Here is a 26014-nt window from a genome sequence, read left to right as displayed (position 1 = left end):
TGTTTTTTGGCTTAGATGGGCGGTGACTACGCAAAACTAAAATAAGGTGATTTCTTCATCAGACGGCTGAGAATGGCCCTGTAATCGAGCCTTCAGGCTCTCTAGGATTAACCCATCTAGCACGTCATGTTCTTGCCCTGTGTCAATTTGAACGATACTTGAAAGATTTGTGATTAGAGTTGAAATATCCGCGAGCACCTGTAGCGAGCGGTCAATGCTTTGGGTTGAGTTTAGTTTTTCATCGCACACTAAAGAGTGTTCTAGCAATGGTAGAATATCGGTTTCAATAGATACAATATCCTGTCGCAAATCGTTGATTTCAGATGAAATTCTTTGGAAGAGTTGTTTTGTGTCCATCTAGAGTTTCCCAACAACAGCCTCAATGCAATCCCGCATTTCAACTGGCGTAAAGGGTTTCTTCAGAAAGTTATTCATACCTAGCTTTTGACCAGTTCCAATTACTTGCGGATCTGCGCGCCCTGTAATCAGGATAAAGCCAGCCCCACGCGTACCGGCATCATGTCGAATATGTTGGAGGAGTTTTAGGCCATCCATCTGCGGCATATTGTAGTCTGATATGACCAGATGGGCCCCTTTTGTTTTCATAATTTGCATAGCGGAAAGGCCGTTATCTGTGTGCTCAACATTTCGAATTCCAAAACCGTCCAAAGCTTGTAGAATGAGGCCACGCGAGGTGGCCATGTCATCAACAACCAGTACTTTTAGCTGATCTCGCAATGCCATTTTTTTATCCCTGTTTCTTTTTGTAGCTTGTAAGACCTGATGGAACCAAGACGTCGGTAGATACGGATCTGATCCGTTCGCTATGCCCAATGAAAAGCCATCCGTCGTGTTCGAGAGTAGCGCTCAGACGTTGAAAAAGCCGATCTTGAGTTTTGTTATCAAAGTAGATTGCAACGTTACGGCAAAAAACAGTTTGGAAGTGCTTGGTCATGGGCCAAGTATCTTGTAGATTAAGGTACTTGAAATGAACTAAATTCTGAATCTCATCTGAGAATTGAAATTCGGTTTCAGAAACTTTTGTTGTCCGACCATTGAAAAACTCTGTAAAAGCTGCAGGAATGGATTCGTATTCGTATTGAGCAAGCATTCCGTGTTGTAAGACTTTATGATCAATATCCGTTGCCAGAATTCGAATATCCTTATCGGAAAGGTCGTTAATGGACTGAGACAGCACCAGTGCTATAGAGTATGCTTCCTGCCCAGCCGAGCAGCCAGCAGACCAAATTCGTATTGGCTGTTTCCTATCTAGCTTCTCGCGTAGGTGAGGAATGACATGCTCTTCGAATGACTTGAAATGATGCGGCTCTCGAAAGAAACTGGTCACATTGGTTGTAAGTGCGGAGACAAGGTCCATACGCGCGCGATGGTTTTCGCGCTTGGATAATAGATCGCAATAGGCATCAAAAGTATCCACACCATGGGATTTTAGGCGTCTATGAAGCCTGGAGTAGACAAATGAGCGTTTTGCAGCTGGCAACACCAGACCGGCCTCCTGATAGGCGAGGTTTGTGATCGTATCAAAATGCGCATCGGTGAATTCCATCGACTGTTCCGCTCCTGACTATGCCGCGTGCGCACCGGCATCTGGCAAGATGCCGTCAAGATCCAAGATCCTGATCATACGTTCCTCAATAATGGTGAGCCCGCTGATAAAATTTGCGCGGGTCGCATTCGAGATTTCGGGGGGCGGCTGGATATCGTCTTTGGATAAAGAAAGGATGTCCGAAACTGCGTCCACGAGTATGCCAAGGGTTTGCTCGGCAATTTGGACGACGATGATGACATTGCGATCATTAGCGTCAATGGGTTTAAGGCCTAGGCGCGCGGACAGATCAATTATCGGCAGCACTGCGCCACGTAGGTTGATGACTCCACGGACGTAGGATGGCGCGTGGGGCAGGGCCGTTGCTGGCGTCCATCCTCTAATCTCGCGGACCTTCATGATGTCGATTGAATACTCTTGCTCTCCCATACGGAAAGCCAACAATTCCAAGTCTGCCTGGGTGTTTTGTGTTGTGGTGTTGTCCATGTGTCAGCCTGCTCGTTTTTCGGTGGATCCAAAGGTGCTGGGTTGTTTTGCTCTGGTGATCAAATCTACAGGATCAAGGATCAGAGCGATTTTACCGTCGCCCAGAATAGTTGCCGCTGCGACTCCGGGGACGTAGCCGTAGCTGTCCGCAAGGCCTTTGATCACAACTTGGCGCTGTTCATGTATGGCATCAACCACCAAGGCATAGCGTTGACCGCCTTCGGACAGGATGAACAGAACTACGGCCGACTCGGGGTGATCCCCATTCTCGCGGTAGCCAAATTCGGCCCCTAAGTCCAACAACGGCACGAAATCGGACCTGATGTGAATGACGGGGTTACCGTGGTCCAAAGTCTCAACCTGAGCTTCACTTAGGGTGAGTGTTTCGATGATTGCTGACAAAGGAACGACCATCGTTTGTTCAGATACTTCGATCACCATGCCGTCTAGCACCGCCAAGGTCAGTGGGAGGCTGATCGAGAATACGGAACCCGCACCTGTTTCAGACGTGATTGAGATACGTCCGCCGAGGCCCTGAATCGCGCGCTTCACAACATCCATTCCCACCCCCGGCCGGATAGATTTGAGATCGCGGACGCGGTTGAAAAACCGGGTAGGAACAGAAGATTGTCGATTTCGCTGTCAGTTAGGCTTGCATCTGCAGCCACGAGCCCTTTGCTGCGAGCCTTTTCCAACACGGCTGGGCGATTGATGCCTGCGCCGTCATCCTGGATTTCGATGATCACGCGACCAGACCGATGCGTGGCGCGCAGGTGGATCTGACCTGTGACCTCTTTGCCGGCTTTGGCACGTGCCTCTGGGCTTTCGAGACCGTGATCCACTGCATTTCGGATCATGTGGGTGAGGGGGTCAGCCAAACGCTCAATGATAGTCTTGTCGATCTCTGTATTTTCGCCTTCAAAGATCAGCTTTACATCTTTGCCAGTGTCCGAGGCGGCTTCGCGGACGATCCGTGACATACGCTGGAACAATGGCTTCACCGGTTGCGCCCGGATCGCCATGACCCCTTCTTGGATATCACGTGTTAGCTGCTGGAACTCTTCCAAGGCCGATTCAATCACGGCGTTGCCTTTGACGTCTTCCTTCGCAAGGCTTTGCGCCAACATGGCTTGGTTGATGACCAGCTCACCAACCAAGTTGACCAGCCGATCAATGCGGTCAAGATCGACGCGGACCGTTGGTTGTGCCTGTGCAGCAGCTTTGCCAGACCCAATCTTGGGTTCATTTGCCTTCAGCGCCGCGCCGGCGTCGACCAATTCCAGTTTGGGTGTGATTTCAGGGACCTGTGCGATGGGCGGCACGGGATCCGGTTCCTGCAAGTCTATCGTGGGAAGGTCAGGCAAATCCGTGTCCGAAGTAGTGCCCGATGTGGAGGCGATACGCAACGTGCACAGCCCCTCTGCAAAGTCGAAGACTTCGCGGATGTCTGCCTCGCAGGTGTCGCCCGTTAACGTGATATCCCAAGACAGATAGGTCTTTTGAGGATCAAGGTTTTCTAGAGTTGGAAGGGTATGGTCATCACAGGCTACATCTGTCGTACCAAGCGCCTTGAGGGCGCGCAGCAGGAACAAAGGCTCGTTGCCACTTTCGTTCAAGCCGGGTTCGCTGTCGAAGCGGATGTCGAAAGCAGGTGTAGCAATATCTTTGGAGTCGTCGACATCTGGGCCAAGGTCCAAGGACAAGGTCATTGGCGCGAATTCAATCGCTTCTTCCACCTGTTCCGCCGGATCGCCCATCGTATCCATACCGGCGTGCCGCTCCAGCTCTGCCAAGGCTTCTGCATTGGTCTTTGCATCATGGTCGCGTTCATCACGACTGGCAGCTACGAGGTCAGACAGTTGGTCAGAACACTTGAGCAGAGACAAAATCAGGTCATCGGTCAGCCCGAAGGTTCCGGCCCGTACACCATCCAGCACAGTTTCAAATCGGTGCGCAAAGTCGACCAGTGCGTCCAATCCGAAGGCCCCGGCCCCCCCTTGATCGAATGGACCGATCGGAATACGGCATTGACCGTTTCCATGTCATGATCGCCGCCCTGAATTTGCAGCAGCCCCTCTTCCAACGCTTCTAGCAATTCGGCGCATTCCACGAAGAAGGAGGCTTTGATTTCGGCCATTGGATCCATGACTTAGGACCCCGCGACCATGCGCAGTGCGCCAACCAGTTTGGTCGGTTCAAAGGGTTTTACGATCCAGCCCGTTGCCCCTGCCTTGCGGGCACGGGCCTTCATGTCAGCGGCACTTTCTGTGGTTAGAACGAGGATCGGGATGCCCTTGTGTTCCTCTTGGGCGCGCACCGCCTCGATAAATCCGAAGCCATCCATCCGCGGCATATTGATGTCGGTGACGATGGCGTCGGGTTTCAACCCTTCCAGCACCTCGAGGCCGTGGATCCCGTCTTCGGCGACCTCGGTCTCGATCCCGGCTTGGGTCAGCGCGAGGGTCAGCATGTTGCGAATGGTTCGGCTGTCATCTACGGCGAGTACCTTCATGCCGCGACTCCTTGTGTCTGTAGGCGGTCCAGCGGGACACCCAAATCTGCGATACAATCAAGAAAATCAGCCGAAGGGTCCGACAGAGCCAACTGTCCCCCGCGACCTTCAATCTGGGTGCGGGCCGCCATCAGGACCTGCACGCCCAGGGTGCCGATCATGGTAACACGCGCCGCGTCCAGCGTGACGTCGCCCTCAGCCTCCAACAGCGATGTGCGCAGGGCATCTACGGCTTGCGCATCCAAGCGAACGGGCAGGGAGATCGCGCCACTCATAGGGCGACCCAATCATGGAAATTGCGGTGTGTGTGCGGCATACGCGACCCTCCGATCTCTGCTTGTGGATCGTGGATAGCGCTTGGGGTGCTAAAAAAAGGTTACCCGATCCGCTTTTTCAGCTGGGTTTGTTCAAAAAGATATGCGGCGCAGCCGGTCAGGCCCGCGTGATCGTCCACCACAGCCTCGATGGCGAATTGATCCATAAAGGGACCAAAGCGCCCCTTGGCGCGGAATGCCGCCTCGAACCCATGCCGGTCCAGATGGGGCAGGCAGGCCCGGGCTACACCGCCCACGAGGGCAAGGCCACCCACGGGCAAATGCGTCAGCGCCAAGTCCCCGCAGACCGTGCCCATCATGCGGATAAAGATGCCAAGGGCGGCATCAGCGTCGGCATCGGTGCTGATCCGATCCATCACATCGGCGGCGCTCACGGGCGGCTGACCGGTCAGGTAGGCATAGACATCCGCAAGGCCGCGCCCGGAAAGAACATCTTCAACCGCGGCCATGCCGTGATGGCTGGCCAGATACTGAGCCAGCGCCAGATCCTCGGGTGTTTGAACGGGCAGGGCGACGTGACCCGCCTCGCAGGCGGGTACGACATGGGCGCCGGCGATGGGGTGCACGGGCGCGATGTTGAAACCCGTGCCGATGTTCACCACCAGCCGCGCGCCTTGGCCGCTGGCTTTGCCCAGCACCTTTTGAAATGCCGCGTTGGGCAGATGGGCCAAGGCGAAGCCTTGGGCCTGGAGGTCGTTCAGAACCGCAACGTGCGACGCACCCGTGGCCGCCGCCAGCTGTGTTTCGGACATGGACCAATCACGGTTCGTCAGACGCCCGACGCCATCTATCACGGGACCGGCGACGTCGATGCACGCCCCTTGCAAGGTCACCTCGCGCCCGGTCAGATAGGTCGCAATCACATCGGCGATCCCGCTGTGGGCATCATTCTTGTAACGCGCGACCGTATCCGTGCGCGGCACCGGGCCGTCGGTCAGGGCAATGCGGGTGTTCGTGCCCCCAACATCGGCAACAAGGTAGGTCTCAGACATGAAAGGGCTCACTTCTGGGCGCGGGACAGCGCCCGGGACAGCGCGTGGTAGGAGGCTTTGGGTGCGCGCGTCAAGCTGTCGAAATCCACATGGACAAGGCCGAAGCGTTTTTCATAGCCCAAGGCCCATTCGTAATTGTCCAACAAGGACCAGACGATGTACCCGGCCAGCGGCACGCCGTCCGCCATGGCACGCCGCGCCTCGGCGATGTGCTGGTTCAAGTAGTCGATGCGGGCCGTGTCGGATTGATCCGGGGTGTCCGGGTTCGCCATGCCGTTTTCGGTCACGTAAAGCGGCAGGTCGCCGGTGTAGTCGCGGGCTGTGCGGGTCAGAAAATGATGCAGCCCCTCGGGGTGGATTTCCCAGCCCATCTGGGTCAGGGGCAGGTCGCCCACATGCTCGGACAGGGCAGGCCAAGGCCCATCGGCGGCGGCGATGCGCTTGCAGGTATAGTAGTTCAGGCCCAGCCAATCCACGGGCGCGCTGATGGTGGCCATGTCGTCTTGCCACCGGTCGGGCATATGGGGGGCGAGCCCGGCCAACACATCCGTGGGGTAGGTGCCGTGGAAAAAGCCGCCAAGGAACCAGCGGTTGTAGATCCCGTCATAGAGCGTGGCGGCAGCGGCATCCTCGGCGCGATCGGTCAGGGGCAGGGCGCGTTCGAAGTTGCACACAGCCCCGATGTTGGTCTGACCCACGGCACGCATGGCCTGCACCGCCATCCCGTGCCCAAGGGCCACGTGGTGCATGGCGCGGGCGGCGGCGCGGATGTCGCGCAGGCCCGGCGCGTGGTGGCCCAGAAAGTGCGACAACCACGCGACGCACCAAGGCTCGTTGATGGGGGCCACGCTGGTCAAACGATCCCCGAACCGTTGCGCGATCAGGCCCGCATAATTGGCAAACCGCTCCACCACATCGCGATTGCGCCAACCGCCGATATCGGCCATCGCCTGCGGCAATTCCCAGTGGTACAGGGTCGCGTAGCGTTCAAGGCCCGCCTCGGCCAGCGCGTCCAGAAGGCGATCATAGAAATCAAGGCCTTGCGGGTTGACGTTCATTCCATCGGGCATGACCCGCGCCCAAGACATGGAAAACCTGTAGCCGTCGAAATTAGCGGCCTTCATCAGGGCGATATCTTCGGCAAAACGGTGATAGTGATCGCAGGCCAACGCACCGTTCTCGGCTCGCACCACATTGCCCGGGGTGGCGGCAAAACTGTCCCAATGGGTGGGGCCTGCGCCACCGAACTGGTGCCCCTCGATCTGGTAGGCAGAGGTGGCGACGCCCCACTTGAACCCTTTGGGGAAATCGGCGCGCGTAAAGGCGAAAGTGTCAGCCACGTAAAGCTCCTGTGGTTTGGCCAAGGGCCAGTTCGCAGTCCCAGACCTCTTGCACATGATCGCGCGCCCGGCCTTGGATCTGCTCCATCAAAATTTCGGCACACCGATGTCCAGCCGCCCGGACGGAGGACCGCGTCGCGGTGAAGATCCGCTCTCCCTCGCCGTTGCCCAGATAGGACAACACGTCGTCGTGTGTAATCACCGAGATATCGCGCCCGATCTTGGCCCCGGTGCCATGGATCGCCCGGCGCACCCCAATGGCGGCTATGATGGAACTGACGATGAACGCCGTGGGCGGGTCGTCTTGCGCCAACATCTCGCTGGCCGCACGGTGGCCGTAGTGTTCGGTCATCTCGTCGCTGCGGGCCAAAGCCGGATCAAGAGCCAGCCCCCGGGCGTCCAGGGCCTGTTCCACGCCCGCACGTCGCCGTTGGGCAAAGTCCAGCGATTCAAGCCCGTTGATCAACCCGATCCGCCTGTGGCCAAGATCCAGCAAAAGGTCCGTGGCCCGCCGGAAGGCAGAGGTGTTGTTGACGTCTACAAAGGAATAGTCGTGCGCGCCCCCCGGGGCACGGCCATGGACCACAAAGGGCAGACCGATATCGCGCAGCAGGGCCAGCCGGGGGTCGTCCGCGCGGGGGCCGTGCAGGATGATGCCGTCCACAGCACCCTTGGTGGCCAGATCGCGATAGGCCTGCGCCTCGTCCGTGTCGGGCACAACCGACAGCAGCATGTCATAGCCGTGGGCGCTGTACACCTCTCCGGCACCGGCGAGGAAATCCGAGAAGATCGGGTTAACCATTTCGTGATTCGCAGAGGTCGGCAGAACGTGCCCGATCGCCATGGACCGGCCTGTGGCCAAGCTGGTGGCCCGGCGCGAAGGGCTGTAGTTATGGGCCTTCGCCGCCTCTTGCACCAGTTTGCGGGTCTTTTCCTTGACCTCTGGGTAGCCACCCAAGGCCCGGGACACCGTCGTCTGCGAAAGGCCCAACAGATCTGACAATTGTTTCAGGTTCATATTTTAAAGCGCTTTCAAAAATGCCGGGCCTGTGCGGGTCCTTCTTTTGAACCTGCAGCTGGCCGCGTTGTCAACGGGTGGGATCTTTCAGCAGTTATGCTGCATGTGCAGCATTGAATCTCCATTGACAGGGGCCGCCGTTGTCGTCACCGTAGGCGTGTCAAAGCGCTTTCAAAAGTGCTGAGGGTAACCAGACAGAGGCACCGCAAACCGGCGCCTAAGGGAGAGAACATGAAGAAATCGCTATTGGGCGGCGTGGCCGTCATCGCAACTGCACAGATGGCCTACGCCGAGCAGTTGACCGTCTTTGGCCCGTGGCTTGGCCCAGACCAAGAAATCGTCGAAACCGTGCTGGCGGACTTTGCCGCCAAATCCGGCCATGACGTGTCTTACGTTGGCTCGGACAGCTTCGAGCAGCAGATCATGGTCGACGCCGAGGCAGGCTCTGCCCCCAACGTCGCCGTGTTCCCGCAGCCCGGTCTGGCGGCCGATATGGCCTCGCGCGGGTTCCTGACACCGCTGAAAGACGGCACGGGCGACTGGGTTCGTGAAAACTATGCGGCCGGGCAATCCTGGGTCGATCTGGGCACCTACGCGGATGCAAACGGCGCAGACAACCTGTACGGCTTTTTCTACAAAGTCGACGTGAAGTCGCTGGTCTGGTACTCGCCCGAGAACTTCGAGGATGCGGGCTACGAGATCCCCACCACGATGGAAGATCTGAAGGCGCTGACCGATCAGATCGTCGCCGATGGTGGCACACCATGGTGCATCGGGCTGGGCTCCGGCGGTGCGACGGGCTGGCCCGCGACCGACTGGGTCGAGGATATGATGCTGCGCACACAGGATCCGTCCGTTTATGACCAATGGGTCGCCAACGAAATCCCCTTCGACGACCCACGTGTTGTGGCCGCGATCGAGGAATTTGGCGCCTTTGCCCGTAACGACGCCTACGTGTCGGGCGGGGCTGGGGCCGTGGCCTCCACGGATTTCCGCGACAGTCCCAAGGGTCTGTTCGCCTCGCCGCCCCAATGCTACATGCATCGTCAGGCATCCTTCATCCCCGCGTTCTTCCCCGAAGGCACCGAGGTGGGTGAAGACGCAGACTTCTTCTACTTCCCAGCCTACGCCGAAAGAGACCTCGGCGCGCCGGTTCTGGGGGCAGGGACCCTGTGGGCCATCACCAACGAGAACGAGGCGGCGCACGACCTGATCGCCTATCTGCAGACCACGGATGCGCATGAAATTTGGATGGGTCTGGGCGGCTTCCTGACACCGCATAAGGGCGTCGACAGCTCCAAGTTTGCGACACCAGCGGCGGCCAAGATGAACGACATCCTGCTGGGGGCGACCACCTTCCGCTTTGACGCATCGGACCTGATGCCCGGCGGCGTGGGCGCGGGGTCCTTCTGGACCGGCATGGTCGACTACGCAGGCGGCAAGGATGCCGGCGAAGTGGCCGCTGAAATCCAGTCCAGCTGGGACGCTTTGAAGTAAGCAAGACCGGGTGAGCCGCCGGTCGGCTCACCCACCATATCCGCATGACGCTTTGGGAGGGGACGACCATGCACCCGGCACTTTTGGGACTAATCACCATCATCTTGGGCGTCGGCGGCTGCGTGGGGTATTTCTACTTCTCCAACGTCATTCTCGATAAATTCATCTTTCCGGCCAAGGGTGCCAACGCCGGGCGCAACATCAACCGCGCCAATATGGTGCGGCCCTGGTTGTTCCTGCTGCCCGCGATCCTGGCCCTTGGTCTGTATCTGGCCTACCCGGTGGTCGAGACCTTGCGTCTGTCCTTCACGGACCGCGACCAGGGTGGGGCCTTTGTCGGTTTTGCCAACTACCAACAGATGTTCTCGGAAACCAAGTTCTGGGAGGCGATGCGCAACAACATGCTGTGGCTGATTGTGGTGCCTGCCGCCTCCACGGCCTTTGGCCTGCTGGCGGCGCAGCTGACGGACCGGATCCGTTGGGGCAACATCGCCAAGTCCCTGATCTTCATGCCCATGGCGATTTCCTTTGTGGGCGCGGCGGTGATCTTCAAGCTGATCTACGACGCCCGCCCCGTGGACCAGGCGCAGATCGGCGTGCTGAACGCGGTGTGGTTGAACTTTGACGGCGGGATCGGGTCGATTCTGTTCCTGCAGGTCCTGCCCACCTTTATTCTGCTGACCTTCAGCGCGCTGATGGGCTATGTCGCCTATGTGATCCTGCGTCCCCTTGGGGACGGTGGCCCGCTCTGGCAGACTGCCCTGCGTCTTGCGGGCGGGGCAGGGGCGGCCTGGATGATCTTTCTGGCGCTGCGATCCATCCTCAACGTATTCACCGCCGAACCCGCCTATGGGGAGCCTATGAACTGGCTTACCATCCCCTTCTGGAACAGCTTTTTCCTGATGGTGGTTCTGATCTGGATCCAGACCGGGTTTGCCATGGTGATCCTGTCCGCCGCCCTGCGCGGCATCCCTGAGGACACGATCGAGGCGGCCATTGTGGATGGCGCGGGTCCCTTGCAGATTTTCTTCAAGATCAAGATCCCCCAGATCATGGGCACCATCGTGGTGGTGTGGACGACGATCACGCTGGTCGTGCTCAAGGTATTCGACATCGTCTTTGCAATGACCAACGGGCAGTGGGAAACGCAGGTGCTTGCCAACTACATGTTCGACAAATTGTTCCGCGCGAATGACTGGGGCGTGGGGTCGGCCAGTGCCATCATCATCATGCTGCTGGTCTCGCCCATTCTGGTCTGGAACGTCTATACCGCCCGCAAGGAGATGAAATAATGGATAACATTGCCGGTTCCAAATCATCCCTGAACTGGGTCGTGCAGATCTCGACCCTGCTGCTGGTGGCCCTGTGGCTGTTCCCGACCGTGGGCCTGTTGGTGTCGTCCTTCCGCACCGCGGATCAGATCAGCTCCTCTGGATGGTGGGCATCCATGTTCCCGGCGGAGCAGAACGTGGTCATGCGCGCGGCCGACCCGGATGATTTCCGCGTGGCCGATGGGGACCGTTTCACCGTGTCGGGCAACCTGTTCGACGACTCCAGTACCACCGACGGTGTGATCTCTGTCTGGGGTACGTCCAGCCGCGCCATCGACGTCTATGTGGCCGGCGAGACCGCGGATCTGGGCGAGGGCGAAACCATTACGGTCTCCGCCACCGGCGACTATGTCTGGACCGGCACGGAGGATCAGATGTCGGGGCGCGGGCAACGTGTCTTTGCCACGGTCACGTCGCCACCAGACTTCACTCTGGAAAACTACGAACAGGTCCTCGTGTCAGGCAATTCCACCGACTCCATGGCCAAGGCGTTTTTCAACACCCTGACCGTCACCATCCCGGCCACGATCATCCCCATCGTCATTGCGGCCTTTGCGGCCTATGCGCTGGCATGGATGGATTTTCCGGGGCGCGCGCTGTTGATCGCGTTGGTGGTGGGCCTGTTGGTCGTGCCGCTGCAACTGGCACTGATCCCGCTGCTGAAACTGCACCTTGGGATCGGGATCGGAAAGGGCTACCTCGGGGTCTGGCTGGCGCATACGGGGTTCGGCCTGCCGCTGGCGATCTATCTGCTCCGAAACTACATGGTCGGCCTGCCCAAGGACATCATTGAAAACGCCAAGGTGGACGGGGCCACGGATTTCCAGATCTTCACCAAGATCGTCCTGCCCCTGTCGTTCCCGGCGCTTGCCAGCTTTGCCATCTTCCAGTTCCTATGGACATGGAACGATCTGCTGGTGGCCAAGGTGTTCCTGATCGACGCCACGGGCCAGACCACTGTCATGACCAACCAGATCGTGGAGCTGTTGGGCACCCGGGGCGGCAACTGGGAAATCCTCGCCACCGCCGCCTTTGTGTCCATCGCCGTGCCGTTGGTCGTCTTCTTCGCAATGCAAAAATATCTGGTGCGCGGCCTGTTGGCCGGGTCCGTCAAGTAAGGTTCCCAAATGAACGCTCAAGCGCAAACAGTCTTCGATCCCGCTGCAAACACCGACTGGTGGCGGGGTGGTGTGATCTATCAAATCTACCCCCGGTCCTTTCAGGACAGCAACGGCGACGGGATCGGTGATCTGGGCGGCATCACCCAACGCCTGCCCTATATCGCGTCGCTGGGCGTGGATGCGATCTGGATTTCGCCCTTCTTCACCTCGCCCATGAAAGACTTCGGCTACGATGTGTCGGACTATTGCGATGTGGACCCGATGTTCGGGACGCTGGCGGATTTCGACGTGCTGGTGGATACGGCGCACAGGCTGGGCCTGCGGGTGATGATCGACCTTGTGTTGTCCCACACCTCTGACCAGCACCCGTGGTTTGCTGAAAGCCGCGCATCCCGGGACAACGACAAGTCCGAGTGGTACGTCTGGGCTGATCCGAAACCCGATGGCACGCCCCCCAACAACTGGCTGTCGATCTTTGGCGGGCCCGCGTGGCACTGGGATGCCCGGCGCGAGCAGTACTACCTGCACAACTTTCTGGTCAGTCAACCGGACCTGAATTTCCACAACCCAGATGTGCAGGACGCGCTGCTGGACGCGACACGTTTCTGGTTGGATCGCGGGGTCGATGGGTTCCGGCTGGACACCATCAACTTCTACTTCGCGGACAAGGATCTGCGCGACAACCCGGCCCTGCCGCCCGAGCGGCGCAACGCCAACATCGCGCCCAGCGTGAACCCCTACAACCACCAAGAACACCTGTATTCCAAGAACCAGCCCGAGAACCTCGCGTTCCTCAAACGCTTCCGCACCCTGCTGGACGCATACCCCGGCACCGCCGCCGTGGGCGAGGTAGGGGACGCGCAACTGGGCCTGCAACTGCTGGGCGAATACACCAAGGAAAACGAGGGGGTGCAGATGTGCTATGCCTTTGAATTCCTTGCCAAGGACCCTTTGACCGCCACCCGCGTGAACGATGTGTTCACACAGCTGAACGAAGTGGCCAAGGACGGTTGGGCGTGCTGGGCGTTTTCCAACCACGACGTGATGCGCCACGCCAGCCGCTGGAACCTGACGCCCGCGGGCCAACGCTGCATGGCGGCGCTGATCATGTCCCTACGAGGATCGGTGTGCCTGTATCAAGGCGAAGAGTTGGGCCTGTCCGAGGCGGACGTCCCCTTCGAGGCTCTGCAAGACCCCTATGGGATCGAGTTCTGGCCCGAATTCAAGGGCCGCGATGGCTGTCGCACGCCCATGGTGTGGGAACCGTCCAACCAGAACGGCGGTTTTTCGGCCAGCCAGCCGTGGTTGCCCGTGTCCCATGAACATCTGGCCCAATCCGTCGCCGCGCAAGAGGATGACCCCGGCGCGCTGCTGCACTTCTACCGCCGGATGCTGGGCTTCCGCCGTGCCAACCCGGCGCTGGTGACAGGGGATCTCGATGCCATGACCGTGGACGGCGACGTGCTGCACTTTGTGCGCAGCGGCGCGGGCCAGACCCTGTTCTGTGCCTTCAACCTCAGCGACACGCCGCACTCCGTCAGTCTGCCCAAGGGCGACTGGACCCACGTGGGCGCCGAGGTCGGCAGCACGGGGCCCATGGCGGACGGGCAGGTACACTTGGGGCCGTGGCAGATCAGTCTGCTGTTGAAACAATAACGGCCCACAGGGTCTAGGGGAGGGATTGAAATGGCAGATCTGAAACTGCGCGATGTGGCCAAGGTTTATGGCGGCACGGTCGAGGTCCTCAAGGACATTGATCTGGACATCAAGAAGGGGGAGCTGATCGTCTTCGTCGGCCCCTCTGGCTGCGGCAAGTCCACGCTGCTGCGTATGATTGCGGGGCTGGAAAAGATCTCGGGCGGGACGCTGGAAATCGACGGACAAGTGGTCAACGACGTGCCCCCGTCCGAGCGGGGCATCGCCATGGTGTTCCAATCCTACGCCTTGTACCCGCACCTGACCGTGCGCGAAAACATGTCCTTCGCCCTGAAGATCGCCAAGATGCCGCAAGCCGACATCGACGCGGCGGTCGAGGCGGCCGCCAGTAAGTTGCAGCTTACGGAATATCTGGACCGACTGCCCAAGGCCCTGTCCGGCGGACAACGCCAGCGGGTCGCCATCGGCCGGTCCATCGTGCGCGACCCCAAGGTGTACCTGTTTGACGAACCCCTCTCAAATCTGGACGCCGCCCTGCGCGTGGCCACCCGGATCGAGATTGCCCAGCTCAAGGAACAGATGCCCGACAGTACCATGATCTACGTCACCCACGATCAGGTCGAGGCGATGACACTGGCCAGCCGGATCGTGGTTCTGGACGCGCTCAAGGACAATGGCCACAAATACTCCATCGCCCAGGTGGGCACACCTCTGGAGCTGTACGAAACGCCCAATTCCGAATTCGTCGCCCGTTTCATCGGGTCCCCCTCCATGAACCTGATGGAGGGGGAGGTCGTGGGCACTGGCGCCACCACCACCGTCAAGACCGATCACGGCGGCGGCACGATCACATCGAACATCCCGTCGCTGGACAGCGATATGGGCGCGCGGGTCAAGGTCGGCATTCGCCCCGAAGACGCCTTGATCACCACCGAGGACACCTATGCCTTTGGCGGCCAGGTCGAGGTGGAGGAGCGTTTGGGCGAAGTGACCCTGCTGTACTTCAAGCGTCCCCATGGGGACACCGACCCGATTGTGGCCAAGCTGCAGGGCATTCACCAGAACATGCGCGGCCAATCCCTGCGTCTGGCGGCGGACCCGGCCAAAGTGCACATCTTCCGGGACGGGGTGTCGCTGCTCTATCGGTGATGGTTGCACCCTTCGGACCGCGCTGCTAGCTATCCCTGAGCGGTTTGGTCGGAAAAGAGGTCCGCAGTGCAATCACCCCCCGTCTAGAGGTGTCCCACCTTGTGCGTACGTTTCAGGGCCGCAATGTGGTGGATGACGTGTCCCTGTCCGTCTATCCCGGGCAGGTTACTTGCCTGTTGGGGCCATCGGGATGTGGCAAGTCCACGACCCTGCGCATCATTGCCGGGGTGGACCGGCAAACCAGCGGCACGATCCAGATCGACGGCGTTCCGGTGGCGGGCGACGGCATCAACACCCCGCCCGAGGCGCGGGGCATCGGCCTGATGTTTCAGGACTTCGCCCTGTTCCCCCATATGTCCGTGGCCGACAACGTGGCCTTCGGCCTGACAGGTTCCCGCGCGGCCAAGGCGGACCGGGTGCAGCACCTGCTGGAAAAGGTCGATCTGGCGGACTACGGCCCGCGCGCCCCGATCGAGCTGTCGGGCGGAGAGCAGCAGCGCGTTGCCCTGGCCCGCGCCTTGGCCCCGCGCCCGCGCATCATGCTGATGGACGAGCCGTTCTCGGGCCTCGACAACCGTCTGCGCGACGAAATCCGCGACGCGACCCTGGCCGTGTTGAAGGAGGAGGGCACCGCCGTCTTGCTGGTCACCCATGAACCGGACGAGGCCATGCGCATGGCCGACGAGATTGCCCTTATGCGCGACGGCAAAGTGGTGCAACGCGCAGCACCCTACAACATCTACAACGCGCCCAAGGACAAGCGTGCCGCCGCGTTCTTTAGCGATATCAATGCGATAGAAGGTGATGTTGAAGGTGCGCTGACCGATACGCCCTTTGGCCAGTTCCTTGCCCCCGGTGTGCCCGATGGCACGCCCGTGGACATCGTGTTCCGCCCCCAACATGTGCGCATCGACTTCGATCGCGGCGGGCGCGGCCCCAATCCCACCCCGCAAGAGGGCACACCTGCCCGCGGCACGGTCGTGCGCGCCCGCTTCATGGGGAAGGAAAGCCTTGTGGAATTCCTGCTCGATGACGGTCAGACGATCTGCGCCACGGTGCCTGCGGTGTTCCTGCCCAAGCCCGGGACGCCTCTTTGGCTGTCGATCCGGCGGGACCGCTGTTTCGTGTTCCCGCGCGTCTAGACAGGTTCCGCCCGCAGATAGCTGCGTAACCCGTAAATCAGGGGCGTGCCCTCGGCCTGCACATGGACCGCCTGCACTGCGCCGATCACCACGTGGTGGGTGCCGACCTGTTCCGCGCTGGTCAGTTTGCAATCAAAGGCCACCAGCGCGTCGGTCAGGGCGGGCGCGCCGGTCGCCAGTGTCTGAAACGCCGCGACGTTGAACTTGTCACCGCCCGGCGCTTCCTCTCGGCTGGCAAAAACGTTTGCGATGCGTTGCTGATCATCGCGCAACACGTTGATGCAGAACACCCTGTTGTCCAACAGCGGCCCGGCAGCGGACGCCGTCGCGTTGACACAGACCAACATCGTTGGCGCGTCGCCATCAGCCGACACGCTGGTCATGGCGGACACGGTGACACCCGCGCGCCCGGCGGGGCCATCGGTGGTGATTACGGTCACGGTCGAGGCCGCGCGGCTCATCCCGTCGAGAAAGGCGTTGCGCAGGGCGGTATCGGGCATGGGACATCCTTTGTGGTTGATGCACAGATAATGCACCCAGCGGTGGTGTCGAGCCTTGGCAGCCCCGCGCCCCTGTGGTTCGGTACAAAAAACGAAAGGGAGCGTCATGAGCCTGGAAAAAGCCCGCACAAACGTAGACCGCGCCATGGGCGGGGGAGACCGCAAGGGGGCCGCATTCGAAAACGCATTTGGCGGCGTCACGTCGTTCCTGCGGCGGCACTACACCAAGGATCTGACCGGCTTTGACCTTGCTGTCACCGGGGTACCGTTTGACCAGGCGGTCACCCACCGCCCCGGCAGCCGCTTTGGCCCCCGCGCGATCCGCGAAGCCTCTGCCTTGCAAACCTTTGATCCGCCCTATTACTGGGATTTTGACCCCCTGTCGGAGTTCGCCATCGCGGACTACGGAGATGTGGCTTTTGACTACGCCAAGGTGGCCGACTTTCCCGCCGCCCTGCGCGCCCACGCCAAGTCCATCCTGGACCAGGACAGCGGCATGATTTCCTTGGGCGGCGATCATTACGTTAGCTTTCCAATCTTGCAGGCCCATGCGGAAAAGCACGGGCCGCTGGCGCTGGTGCAGTTCGATGCCCATTCGGACACATGGCCAGACGACGACATGACCCGGATCGACCACGGCACGATGTTCTACAAGGCCGTGAAATCCGGCGTCGTGGACCCGTCGAAATCCGTGCAGATCGGGATCCGGACAGTGAACGAGGACCCTCTTGGCGTGCATACCATCGACGCCCGCGCGGTCCACGAAGCGGCACCGGGCGCGGTGGCGGGCAAGGTGAAACAGATCGTGGGCGATCATCCGGTCTATCTGACCTTCGACATCGACTGTCTGGACCCGGCATTTGCCCCCGGCACGGGCACGCCGGTGTGGGGCGGGCTGTCCTCGGGGCAGGCGGCGGCGATCCTGCGGGATCTGGCGGGGATCAACATGGTGGGCGGTGACGTGGTCGAGGTCTCGCCCCCCTATGACACCACCGGGGCCACGGCCATCGCGGGCGCCCACGTGGCGATGGAACTGATCTGCCTATGGTGCTGGACCCGGCGGTGACCGATCCTGCCCACCCCACACATCAGCCACTGTCCGGCAACCACATGCCCCGCGCCGGTGGGCCGGGCAGCTTTATGCGGCTGCCCTGGGCCGAGACGGCGCAGGGTCTGGACGCCGCCATTCTCGGCGTGCCCATGGACCACGGCACCAGTTGGCGGTCCGGGGCGCGCTTTGGGCCGCAAGAGATCCGCAAGCAATCCAACATGCTGCGCCCTTACAACATGGGCACCGGGGCCGCACCTTTCGATGCGCTGCGGGTGGCGGACCTTGGGGATGTGGCGGTCAACCCGTTCAACCTGCCTGCCAGTGTCGATGCGATTGCGCACCGGATAGAGGGGGCGGCGCGTGCAGCCGCTGTGCCGGTCACGCTGGGGGGCGATCATACGCTGTTGCTGGGGGCGCTGCGCGGGGTCGCGGCGGTCCATGGGCCTGTTGGACTGATCCATATCGACGCCCATGCCGATATCAACGACACGATGTTTGGCGAAAAGATTGCCCATGGCACGCCCGTGCGCCGCGCGTATGAAGAAGGGCTGATAAGGCCTTCTGATGTATGGCAAATCGGGTTGCGAGGTACGGGTTACACGGCGCAGGACTTTGACGAGGGGCGGTCGTGGGGCTTTCGCGTTGTGCCCGCCGAGGCGTGTTGGCAGCAAGACCTTGGCCCCTTGGCAGCGCGGATCGTGGCGCAGATGGGGCCGGGTCCGGTCTATGTCACCTTTGACATCGACAGCCTTGATCCCGGATATGCGCCGGGCACGGGCACGCCTGAAATTGCCGGCCTGACCCCGCCCCAAGCCCTGCAATTGATCCGGGGACTGCGCGGTCTGCCCATCGTGGGTTGCGATCTGGTCGAGGTCGCACCCCCTACGATCCCGCTGGAACAACCGCGCATCTGGCCGCGGCCCTGATGTACGAGATGCTGTGCATCCTGCCCGGGGTCCCCTACCGCTAGCCCTCGTCGGCCAGCAGCAGCAGCTCGCCCGACGCCTCCATATCTCGGATCGCGTTGATCAGGTCGCTTTGGGCCGCTTCACCTTCGGCCAGTTTGACCGCGCCCCGTTCCTTGATCTGATCGCGCAACTGATCGGCCAGACGTTGGGACAGGGCGGACAGGATGTAGTCCACCACCTCGCCCGCGTTGTTCTGTCCGTATGCCAGCGCAGTAACAAGGATGTCGGGAGGAACAGCACGGCTGATCTTGGGCACATCGCGTTTGTCCACGCGGGTGGGGATGTTGTGGAAAGTAAAGATCGCCTTGCGGACCTTTTCGGCAAAGATCTCGTCTACGTCAGTCAACCCCTCCAGAACCTTGTCGCGGGTGGCAGAGCTGGAGGCGTTCAGGATCGCGCCCACCCGTTCCACAGGTCCATCGCGGAAGGCTTGGTTCGGTTGCGCGTCCAATTGGCGACCAAGGGCCAGACCGATGCGCGCCACGGTGTCGGGGTCCACACCGCCCGTCAGGGACACGGCATAGGCAATCTGTCGCGCGCGATCCTCGGGAATTTCGCTCAGCAATTCTGCGGCCTTGGGCACCGACAGCTTCGACAGCAGCACGGCGCAAATCTCGATGCTTTCCCGTTCCACGATGGGGCGCAGCTTGGCCACGTCCAGCCCCGCCAGCCGTTCCCAAGGGTTGCCCTGAATCTCTGCCCCGGATTCGTCGCGCAGCACATCCGTGGTGTTGGGCGACAGGTAGCCATCCAGTACGGACAGCGCGCCAGAGATACCGGGGGAAGTGTATGCCGACGCTGTCCAACTCTGCCGCGAACTGGCGCACGATGGCCGCCAGACTGTCCTTGGTGACATAGCGCAGGTCGGCCATGGTGCGGGCAAGGCGTTCCTGCTGCGCCTCGGGCAGGCGGTTAAGGCCGGGATCGACCCCTTGGGACAACAACAGCCGAACCACCACGGCGGCGCGTTCCACCGAGGTCATCTGGGCCGGGGTCAAGCGCCCGGCGGGTCTGGTCACAATCTGGTTCATGTCCCACTGCCACAACCTGTTTGGGGCGTTGTGGGGCACAAAGGGTATAGGGGGCCTTAACGGCGCGGCAAAATCCGCGCCGCATTATCCGACAACTTTAGTAGCTGTAGCCTGTGCCCCGATCGATGGCCTTGCTCAGGGACACCTCGGCCCATGTGCCCGTGCCGCCGGTGTCGCGGATCAGGGTCAGCTGGGCGCGCGCGCCGTCTGTGTCGCCCGCCTCGACCAAGCCTTGGCCCATATAGCTGCGCGCCAGCCAGTTGTTGGGATCGAGTGCGAGGGCCGCATCGTACAACTCCATCGCAGTGTCGAAGTCGCCGGTTTTACGGGTCGCAAAGCCGCGCAGGGTCAGGGCGTCGGTCGTTTCGGGTGCGTCGAGCGTTGCCATGATCTGGAACGCCTCGTCGTAGCGACCCTTGTAGGCCAACTCGCGTGCCGCGATGATCCGATCGTCGTCGGACAGGCTGCTTTCACGCGCATCCACACAGCTCTTGCTGTCTTTGTCGTAGATTTGACCCTGTTCGCAAGTGGTGGTTGTCGGTGTGGTTGTGGGCACGCTGCCGCCGCCTGCGGCCAGGGCAGGGCCGGCGAGGGTGAGGGCAAGGCCCGTGGTCAGGATCAGGGTGCGCATGGTCAAGTCTCCGGGTTGCGAGGTTTGACCAAGGGTAGCGCGCAATCCCTACAGACCAAGCCCCTCGTCCGCGCCGATCATCAGGTTCAGGTTCTGGATCGCTGTCCCGCTTGCCCCTTTGCCAAGATTGTCCAGCGTTGCGGCCACAGTGATCAGCCCTGCGTCCGGGTTGCCTTGCACGCTGATTTCCATACGGTTTGTGCCGTTCAGGCGCGTGGCGTCGATGCGGTCGGGGCTGGGGATCAGATCCACGAAAGGCGCATCGGCGTAGAAAGCGCGATAACATTCCTCAAGGGTCACAATGGTGTGATCGGTGTGCAGGTGCAGCTGGACGATCATCCCTTGGGCGAAATTGCCCACGGCGGGCTGGAACAGGGGCGCGCGGTCCAGACGTCCGTAGGCCATGATCTCGGGCACATGCTTGTGGGCTTGGCCCGTTGCATAGAGGAAATGATCGGCGGCGGTTCCGGCCTCGTATTCCGCGATCAGGGCCTTGCCCCCGCCGGAATAGCCCGACACCCCGGTCAGTGTGGCCGCATGGTCGGCGGGGATCAGGCCAGCGTCGCGCAGGGGCCGCAGGATCGCGATGGACCCGGTGGCGTAGCAGCCGACGTTGGCCACCCGGCTGGCGCCTGCGATGACCTGCGCCTGTCCGGGCAGTTCCGGCATGCCGTAGGTCCAGCCGTCTGCAATCCGGTGCGCCGTAGAGGCATCGATGATCCGACAGTCGCCCGCCAGCGTCACCGCCTCGATCGCTGCGGCATCGGGCAGGCACAGGATGGCCACGTCGGCGGCGGCAAATGCCTTGGCCCGGGCGTCGGCGTCCTTGCGCAGGGCGGGGTCCACGGACACCAGGGTGATGTCATCGCGCAATGCCAAACGCTCGCGGATTTGCAGACCGGTCGTACCCGCCTCGCCATCAATAAAGACTTTGGTGGTCATATCATGCCCCTCTCCGTGGATTGGGCTGGGCGTAGCGCAGCGCGCCCGCAACCTCAAACGAAAAACGCGGACCCGGAGGCCCGCGTTGATCGGATCGAAACGATCTTTGGCGGTGTTCTTAGCTGGTGGTGGTCACGCAGGACTTGGACACATCGTCCCAAGTCGCACCCGCCGCGCAGGACATGGAAGCGGATTGTTCCGTTTTGGACCAACCACATTCATACGCGGCCACAAACGTCGGGGAGGCGGCAAGCACAGCGGCAGCCACAAGGGTCTTCATGGTCTTCATTGTCGTCTCCTGTTGTTGAGTGCCCTGACGGTAACACGAAAACCCACCCCGCCAAATAACGGATCTGTGATCTAGTCCTCGCCGAACACCCGTTTGAAAATCGTGTCCACATGTTTGGTGTGATAGCCCATGTCGAATTTCTCGTGTATGGCGTCCACCCCAAGGGCGGCGACGACAGCCTCGTCGGCCAGAAGTTCCTCTTTGAAATCAGTGCGTTCCTCCCAGACCTTCAAGGCGTTGCGTTGCACCATGGCGTAGGCATCCTCGCGCGAGACACCGGCCTGCGTCAGGGCCAGCAGCACTCGCTGGGACATCACCAGACCGGGAAACTTGTTCATATTGTCCAGCATGTTTTCGGGGAAGATCAGCATCTTGTCGATCACGCCGGTCAGACGGGCCAGGGCGAAATCCAGGGTCACGGTGGCGTCCGGCCCGATCATCCGTTCCACGGAACTGTGCGAGATGTCCCGTTCGTGCCACAGCGCCACGTTTTCCATGGCCGGGATGACCGCCATGCGCACAAGCCGCGCCAGCCCGGTCAGGTTTTCGGTCAGCACGGGGTTTTTCTTGTGCGGCATGGCCGAGCTGCCCTTTTGCCCCATGGAAAAGAACTCGGCCCCTTCCAACACCTCCGTGCGCTGCATGTGGCGAATTTCGATGGCGATGTTTTCCACCGATGACGCGATCACGCCAAGCGTGGCGAAAAAGGCTGCGTGACGGTCGCGGGGGATGACTTGGGTGCTGATCGGCTCTGGCACAAGGCCCAGCTTGTCGCACACGTGTTCTTCGACCGCCGGATCGATGTTGGCGAATGTCCCCACGGCGCCGGAAATTGCCCCCGTGGCAACTTCGGCCCGGGCGTCGCGCATCCGGGTCAGGTTGCGGTCCATTTCGGCGTAGAAGCGGGCAAAGGTCAGGCCCATGGTGGTGGGTTCGGCGTGGATGCCATGGCTGCGGCCCACGCGCAGGGTGTCCTTGTGTTCCAGCGCGCGGCGTTTCAAGGCGGCCATCAGCCCCTCGATATCCGCGATCAGAATATCTGCGGCGCGCACCAGTTGCACGTTCAGGCAGGTGTCCAGCACGTCAGAGCTGGTCATGCCCTGGTGCACAAACCGCGCCTCGTCGCTGCCCACGTGTTCGGCCAGATGGGTCAGAAAGGCGATGACGTCATGCTTGGTCACGGCCTCGATCTCGTCAATCCGGGCCACGTCGAATTCTACGTCCCGAGCCTTCCACACGGCCTCGGCGTTTTCGCGGGGGATCACGCCCAGATCGGCCATGGCGTCACAGGCGTGGGCCTCGATCTCGTACCAGATGCGGAATTTCGTCTGTGGCGACCAGATGGCGACCATTTCGGGGCGGGAATAGCGGGGGATCATGGGCAGGCTTTCGTCAATTGCGGGGGTGTTGCCGGTCTTCTAGGGTGGGGGCCGGGCACACGCAAGATAGGGGGTTGTCGCAGATGGGAGGGATCCGCACCATGGCAGAGTTCATTGGGCCGTGGTCCCTGTCGCGCGAGATTGTCCAAGGGGACGGCGCGCAAGGGGTGTTCACGGGTCAGGGCCTGTGGACCGCGACGTCCACGGGGGCGGACTACGCCGAACAGGGCACGCTTGTGATGGCAGGCCAGCCGCCGATGACCGCCACGCGCCGCTACCGCTGGACCCACGATCTGGAGGTCTATTTCGACGATGGGCGGTTCTTTCACCGTGTCCCCACGGGGACAAAGGGCGGGGCCGAGGATGGCACGGCGGATCACTGGTGCGACCCGGATACCTATGTCGTCAGCTATGACTTTGCCCAGTGGCCCACGTTCACGACCCGGTGGCGGGTGCAGGGCCCGCGCAAGGATTACACGATGACCACCCGCTTTACGCGGCTTTGACACCCTTGGGGTGCAACCGCTGCAACCACGCCCCGTTGGGGCAGGCCACGGGCGGCGAGATGAGCGCGGCACCGGGGATCAACAACTGATCGCAGGTCTCGGCCAAGGCGCAATGGGCGCAGTTGCGGGTGGCAGTACGGTAGGCGCGGGCTTGGGCGTCGGGGTCCTGCCGCACGCTGGCCGCCAGATCACGGTCCAGCGCCGAGGCCATGGCCAGCACGCGGGCGCCCGCCGTCTCGATCCGGGAAAAAAGGGTCATGGTCACCTCCTGTGGTTGCCATGATCCTAAGCGGTGCCGCTGCAGCGCGCCTTGATCCGTGTCAAATCACTCCACGGCCGTCAAGGTTGGCGCGTCGCGCAGCACAGTCTCGATCACGGCTCCGGTTTCCAAGGTCCGGTGCACCGGGCACCGGTCCGCGATTTCCAGCAGGCGTTGCTGTTGGTCGGGATCCAGCGCGCCGGTCAGGGTGATCTCGCGGCGAAAGCGGTCGATCCGCTCCACCGGGCTGTCCGCGTCTTGCCCATGGACCCGGTCATGGGTCACATCCACACTGACGTGATGCAGTGGCCAGCCCTTGCGCCGGGCATACATCCGAACCGTCATCGAGGTGCAGGCCCCAAGGCCCGCCGCCAGAAACTGGTAGGGCGACATGCCCTTGTTCGTGCCGCCATAAGCCGCCGGTTCATCGGCCAACGCGTGGTGGATGGCACCCGCGGTGATGTCTTGCAGGAACCCGCCTGCATCGGCCTCGGACACGCGGGTCACCCCCTCGGGCGCGCCGATGGGGGGCGCGGGGGGCCGCAGGTCCAGATAGCGCCCGGCCCATGCGGCAATCACCTCGGCGGCGTATTCGGCATCCGCCGGGCGGGTGATCAGGTGGTCTGCATTGTCCAGCGTCACAAAGGATTTGGGATGTTTGGCCGCGCTGAAGATCTGGGTCGCGTTCTCGATCCCCACGATATCGTCCATGGGCGCGTGCAGCACCAGCAGGGCCCGCTTCAACCCGGCGATGGCAGGGGCAAGCTGGGCTTGGCTGACGTCCTCGACGAAGTCTTGCCCGATGGTGATGGGCCGTCCCCCAAGGGTCACTGTGCCCTTACCGTTGGCCTTGATTGCGGGCAGGGCCTCGGCGAAGTTGTGGGTGACGTGACCCGGATCAAAGGGCGCCCCCATGGTAACGACCGCGCGTACGCTGTCGATGTCGCCCGCCGCGCGCAGGACCGCCGCCCCGCCAAGGGAATGACCGATCAGCAGATCCGGGGCCATGCCACGGTCAGCCAGCATGTCCGCCGCGGCGCGCAAATCGCCCACGTTGGAAGTGAAGGAGGTATGGGCAAACTCCCCGTCCGAATGGCCAAGTCCCGTAAAGTCGAACCGCAACACGGCAATCCCCATGGCCGACAGACGCGCCGCGATGCGGCGGGCGGCGGGGATATCCTTGGAACAGGTAAAGCAATGGGCGAACAGCGCGGTCGCAAGATGGGCCCCCTCGGGCATGTCCAGCCGCGCAGACAGCTGCGCGCCGGAGTGGCCGGGGAATGTGAGTTTTTCGGTTGGCATAGCCATGGTCCTTTCGTTGCCCTAGACATGGCGGGACGCAGGCGGCAGAGCAAGCTTTGCAAGGGCCACCTCACAGCCCCGTGACACAACCCGCAGGAGCGCGCGATTATGAGAGCCATTTGTTACAGTCTTGTCGTGGTTTTGGCGCTGGCGCTGGTGCTGAGTTACGCAGGGATGGTGCATCCCCTGGGCGACAGCCTGTCGGTGTTTCGGCCCCTGATCGCCATCGCGCTGGCGGCCATGGGCCTGTCCTTGGCGCGTTTTGGCACCCGGGCGCAGGCGCTGGCCTGCGTTGCGGCGGCTATTCTGGCCCTGTTGGGGGATATCGCGTCTGAGCCCATGGCCCGCCCCGCCCAAACCGGAGAGCCGCACCTGTCCCTGTATCAAGCCAACCTGTGGTACATCAATCCCCGCATGGAGGAGACGGTGGCCGACATCATCGCCTCGGGCGCCGATGTTGTGACCTTGCAAGAGGTTCCAACGGCGGACCTGTCCATGCTGGACGCGCTGGCGGGCACCTATCCCCATCAGGTGTCCTGCGAGGTCACCAGCCGCATGACCGTTGCCGTGCTGTCCCGCTTGCCCGTGACCGAGGCGGCCCCGCGCTGCAAGATGTGGGACGGCGTCGCCGCGCTGCAGGTCGTCACCGATGCGGGGCCGGTCTGGGTCGCAACCCTGCACCAAGCCTGGCCATGGCCGGACAATCAGGCCCGGGACGCCCCGCGCGTGGATGCCTTTCTGGCCGATCTGGATGGGTTGGTCGTGGTGGGCGGCGATTTCAACATGGTCGGGCGCGGCCACCGCCTGCGCGAGATTGCGACCGTGACCCGAACGCAGCGCGCGGGGCCGGTCTGGGCGACCTTCTGGCTGGGCCCTTACCCGATGCAGATTGACCACGTTCTTGGCCCCTTGGGTGGCAAGATCGAGGCGCGGGACTGGGCGGGATCCGACCACAGGGCGCTGCTGGTGGAACTGCCCTTGGCCACGGTGGAGGTGCGCTAGCGCCGCAC

General features: G+C 61.6%; 27 protein-coding genes and 2 pseudogenes. 10 read left to right on the top strand and 19 right to left on the bottom strand.

The window, feature by feature from the left end; all coding sequences use genetic code 11:
- Positions 1-36: 36 nt before the first annotated feature.
- The 10 genes and pseudogenes from ACZ1G0_RS08790 to ACZ1G0_RS08745 form a co-directional block, all read right to left on the bottom strand.
- Entirely contained in the window at positions 37-357 is a 321-nt protein-coding gene (locus ACZ1G0_RS08790) for a hypothetical protein (protein ID WP_472736597.1), read from the bottom strand.
- Positions 358-744 carry a response regulator gene (locus ACZ1G0_RS08785; protein WP_472736596.1) on the bottom strand — a complete coding sequence of 129 codons (387 nt, stop codon included), beginning with the start codon at positions 742-744 and terminating at the stop codon, positions 358-360. It abuts the gene before it with no gap.
- 4 nt (positions 745-748) lie between these two features.
- The gene (locus ACZ1G0_RS08780; RefSeq protein WP_472736595.1) at positions 749-1567 is read right to left on the bottom strand and encodes a CheR family methyltransferase; all 819 of its coding nucleotides are present in this window, start codon (positions 1565-1567) and stop codon (positions 749-751) included.
- A gap of 18 nt (positions 1568-1585) precedes the next feature.
- Complete coding sequence (locus ACZ1G0_RS08775; protein WP_472736594.1) at positions 1586-2053, bottom strand: chemotaxis protein CheW; 468 nt, start codon at positions 2051-2053, stop codon at positions 1586-1588.
- A gap of 3 nt (positions 2054-2056) precedes the next feature.
- A pseudogene (locus tag ACZ1G0_RS08770) lies at positions 2057-4190 on the bottom strand (chemotaxis protein CheA).
- 12 nt (positions 4191-4202) lie between these two features.
- The gene (locus ACZ1G0_RS08765) at positions 4203-4565 is read right to left on the bottom strand and encodes a response regulator (protein ID WP_472736593.1); all 363 of its coding nucleotides are present in this window, start codon (positions 4563-4565) and stop codon (positions 4203-4205) included.
- On the bottom strand, positions 4562-4840 hold the full coding sequence (locus tag ACZ1G0_RS08760; protein ID WP_472736592.1) for an STAS domain-containing protein: 279 nt from the start codon (positions 4838-4840) through the stop codon (positions 4562-4564). The genes ACZ1G0_RS08765 and ACZ1G0_RS08760 overlap by 4 nt, the downstream gene beginning before the upstream one ends.
- Before the next feature lie 101 nt (positions 4841-4941).
- Positions 4942-5892: a glucokinase gene (locus ACZ1G0_RS08755; RefSeq protein WP_472736591.1), complete on the bottom strand. Its 951-nt coding sequence runs from the start codon at positions 5890-5892 to the stop codon at positions 4942-4944.
- Positions 5893-5900: 8 nt separating this feature from the next.
- Positions 5901-7232, bottom strand: a complete 1332-nt coding sequence (locus ACZ1G0_RS08750; RefSeq protein WP_472736590.1) for a GH1 family beta-glucosidase — start codon at positions 7230-7232, stop codon at positions 5901-5903.
- Entirely contained in the window at positions 7225-8250 is a 1026-nt protein-coding gene (locus ACZ1G0_RS08745) for a substrate-binding domain-containing protein (RefSeq protein ID WP_472736589.1), read from the bottom strand. Before ACZ1G0_RS08745 ends, ACZ1G0_RS08750 begins: the two co-directional genes overlap by 8 nt.
- 231 nt (positions 8251-8481) lie before the next feature.
- On the opposite strand from ACZ1G0_RS08745, the gene ACZ1G0_RS08740 reads away from it, so the two are divergent.
- From ACZ1G0_RS08740 to ACZ1G0_RS08715, 6 genes are all read left to right on the top strand, one after another.
- Positions 8482-9747 (top strand): ABC transporter substrate-binding protein, encoded by a 1266-nt coding sequence (locus tag ACZ1G0_RS08740; RefSeq protein WP_472736588.1) that lies wholly within the window; start codon positions 8482-8484, stop codon positions 9745-9747.
- 68 nt (positions 9748-9815) lie between these two features.
- Positions 9816-11039, top strand: coding sequence for a carbohydrate ABC transporter permease (locus tag ACZ1G0_RS08735; protein ID WP_472736587.1), 1224 nt, complete (start codon positions 9816-9818; stop codon positions 11037-11039).
- The gene (locus ACZ1G0_RS08730; protein ID WP_472736586.1) at positions 11039-12196 is read left to right on the top strand and encodes a carbohydrate ABC transporter permease; all 1158 of its coding nucleotides are present in this window, start codon (positions 11039-11041) and stop codon (positions 12194-12196) included. The genes ACZ1G0_RS08735 and ACZ1G0_RS08730 overlap by 1 nt, the downstream gene beginning before the upstream one ends.
- A gap of 9 nt (positions 12197-12205) precedes the next feature.
- On the top strand, positions 12206-13855 hold the full coding sequence (locus tag ACZ1G0_RS08725; RefSeq protein WP_472736585.1) for an alpha-amylase family glycosyl hydrolase: 1650 nt from the start codon (positions 12206-12208) through the stop codon (positions 13853-13855).
- A 30-nt stretch (positions 13856-13885) separates the two neighbouring features.
- A complete protein-coding gene (locus ACZ1G0_RS08720; RefSeq protein WP_472736584.1) occupies positions 13886-15004 on the top strand; it encodes an ABC transporter ATP-binding protein in 1119 nt (372 codons plus the stop codon).
- Positions 15005-15105: 101 nt separating this feature from the next.
- Positions 15106-16146 carry an ABC transporter ATP-binding protein gene (locus ACZ1G0_RS08715; protein WP_472736583.1) on the top strand — a complete coding sequence of 347 codons (1041 nt, stop codon included), beginning with the start codon at positions 15106-15108 and terminating at the stop codon, positions 16144-16146.
- On the opposite strand, the gene ACZ1G0_RS08710 is transcribed toward ACZ1G0_RS08715, so the two are convergent.
- Positions 16143-16646 carry a flavin reductase family protein gene (locus ACZ1G0_RS08710; protein WP_472736582.1) on the bottom strand — a complete coding sequence of 168 codons (504 nt, stop codon included), beginning with the start codon at positions 16644-16646 and terminating at the stop codon, positions 16143-16145. The genes ACZ1G0_RS08715 and ACZ1G0_RS08710 overlap by 4 nt on opposite strands.
- Positions 16647-16752: 106 nt before the next feature.
- Here ACZ1G0_RS08710 and speB point away from each other — a divergent pair, with 106 nt between their 5' ends.
- Both speB and ACZ1G0_RS08700 read left to right on the top strand, forming a co-directional pair.
- Positions 16753-17712: an agmatinase gene (gene speB, locus ACZ1G0_RS08705; protein WP_472736581.1), complete on the top strand. Its 960-nt coding sequence runs from the start codon at positions 16753-16755 to the stop codon at positions 17710-17712.
- Positions 17709-18623 (top strand): agmatinase, encoded by a 915-nt coding sequence (locus ACZ1G0_RS08700; RefSeq protein ID WP_472736580.1) that lies wholly within the window; start codon positions 17709-17711, stop codon positions 18621-18623. The genes speB and ACZ1G0_RS08700 overlap by 4 nt, the downstream gene beginning before the upstream one ends.
- A 40-nt stretch (positions 18624-18663) precedes the next feature.
- Here the strand turns inward: ACZ1G0_RS08700 and ACZ1G0_RS08695 are convergent, their stop codons facing one another.
- The 6 genes and pseudogenes from ACZ1G0_RS08695 to purB all read right to left on the bottom strand — a co-directional run bounded on the left by ACZ1G0_RS08695 (position 18664) and on the right by purB (position 22937).
- Positions 18664-19521 (bottom strand): FliG C-terminal domain-containing protein, encoded by an 858-nt coding sequence (locus ACZ1G0_RS08695; protein WP_472736579.1) that lies wholly within the window; start codon positions 19519-19521, stop codon positions 18664-18666.
- Position 19522: 1 nt separating this feature from the next.
- Positions 19523-19648: pseudogene (locus ACZ1G0_RS08690) on the bottom strand (magnesium and cobalt transport protein CorA); the annotation flags it as partial.
- Positions 19649-19793: 145 nt separating this feature from the next.
- The gene (locus ACZ1G0_RS08685) at positions 19794-20327 is read right to left on the bottom strand and encodes a tetratricopeptide repeat protein (protein WP_472736578.1); all 534 of its coding nucleotides are present in this window, start codon (positions 20325-20327) and stop codon (positions 19794-19796) included.
- A gap of 48 nt (positions 20328-20375) precedes the next feature.
- Entirely contained in the window at positions 20376-21269 is an 894-nt protein-coding gene (argC, locus tag ACZ1G0_RS08680; protein ID WP_472736577.1) for an N-acetyl-gamma-glutamyl-phosphate reductase, read from the bottom strand.
- Between the two features lie 118 nt (positions 21270-21387).
- The gene (locus ACZ1G0_RS08675; RefSeq protein WP_472736576.1) at positions 21388-21558 is read right to left on the bottom strand and encodes a hypothetical protein; all 171 of its coding nucleotides are present in this window, start codon (positions 21556-21558) and stop codon (positions 21388-21390) included.
- 71 nt (positions 21559-21629) lie between these two features.
- Positions 21630-22937, bottom strand: coding sequence for an adenylosuccinate lyase (purB, locus tag ACZ1G0_RS08670; protein ID WP_472736575.1), 1308 nt, complete (start codon positions 22935-22937; stop codon positions 21630-21632).
- 101 nt (positions 22938-23038) lie between these two features.
- Here purB and ACZ1G0_RS08665 point away from each other — a divergent pair, with 101 nt between their 5' ends.
- Positions 23039-23443, top strand: coding sequence for a DUF6314 family protein (locus ACZ1G0_RS08665; protein WP_472736574.1), 405 nt, complete (start codon positions 23039-23041; stop codon positions 23441-23443).
- On the opposite strand, the gene ACZ1G0_RS08660 is transcribed toward ACZ1G0_RS08665, so the two are convergent.
- Positions 23430-23702, bottom strand: coding sequence for a DUF6455 family protein (locus ACZ1G0_RS08660; protein ID WP_472736573.1), 273 nt, complete (start codon positions 23700-23702; stop codon positions 23430-23432). The two genes, ACZ1G0_RS08665 and ACZ1G0_RS08660, sit on opposite strands and share 14 nt — an antisense overlap.
- Positions 23703-23768: 66 nt before the next feature.
- Positions 23769-25004 carry a bifunctional alpha/beta hydrolase/OsmC family protein gene (locus ACZ1G0_RS08655; protein ID WP_472736572.1) on the bottom strand — a complete coding sequence of 412 codons (1236 nt, stop codon included), beginning with the start codon at positions 25002-25004 and terminating at the stop codon, positions 23769-23771.
- Between the two features lie 108 nt (positions 25005-25112).
- Here ACZ1G0_RS08655 and ACZ1G0_RS08650 point away from each other — a divergent pair, with 108 nt between their 5' ends.
- Positions 25113-26006 carry an endonuclease/exonuclease/phosphatase family protein gene (locus ACZ1G0_RS08650; RefSeq protein WP_472736571.1) on the top strand — a complete coding sequence of 298 codons (894 nt, stop codon included), beginning with the start codon at positions 25113-25115 and terminating at the stop codon, positions 26004-26006.
- Positions 26007-26014 lie beyond the last annotated feature (8 nt).

The sequence above is a fragment of the Thalassobacter sp. HA4-2 genome (assembly GCF_055693705.1).
This window is presented reverse-complemented; position numbering and strand designations above follow the sequence as displayed.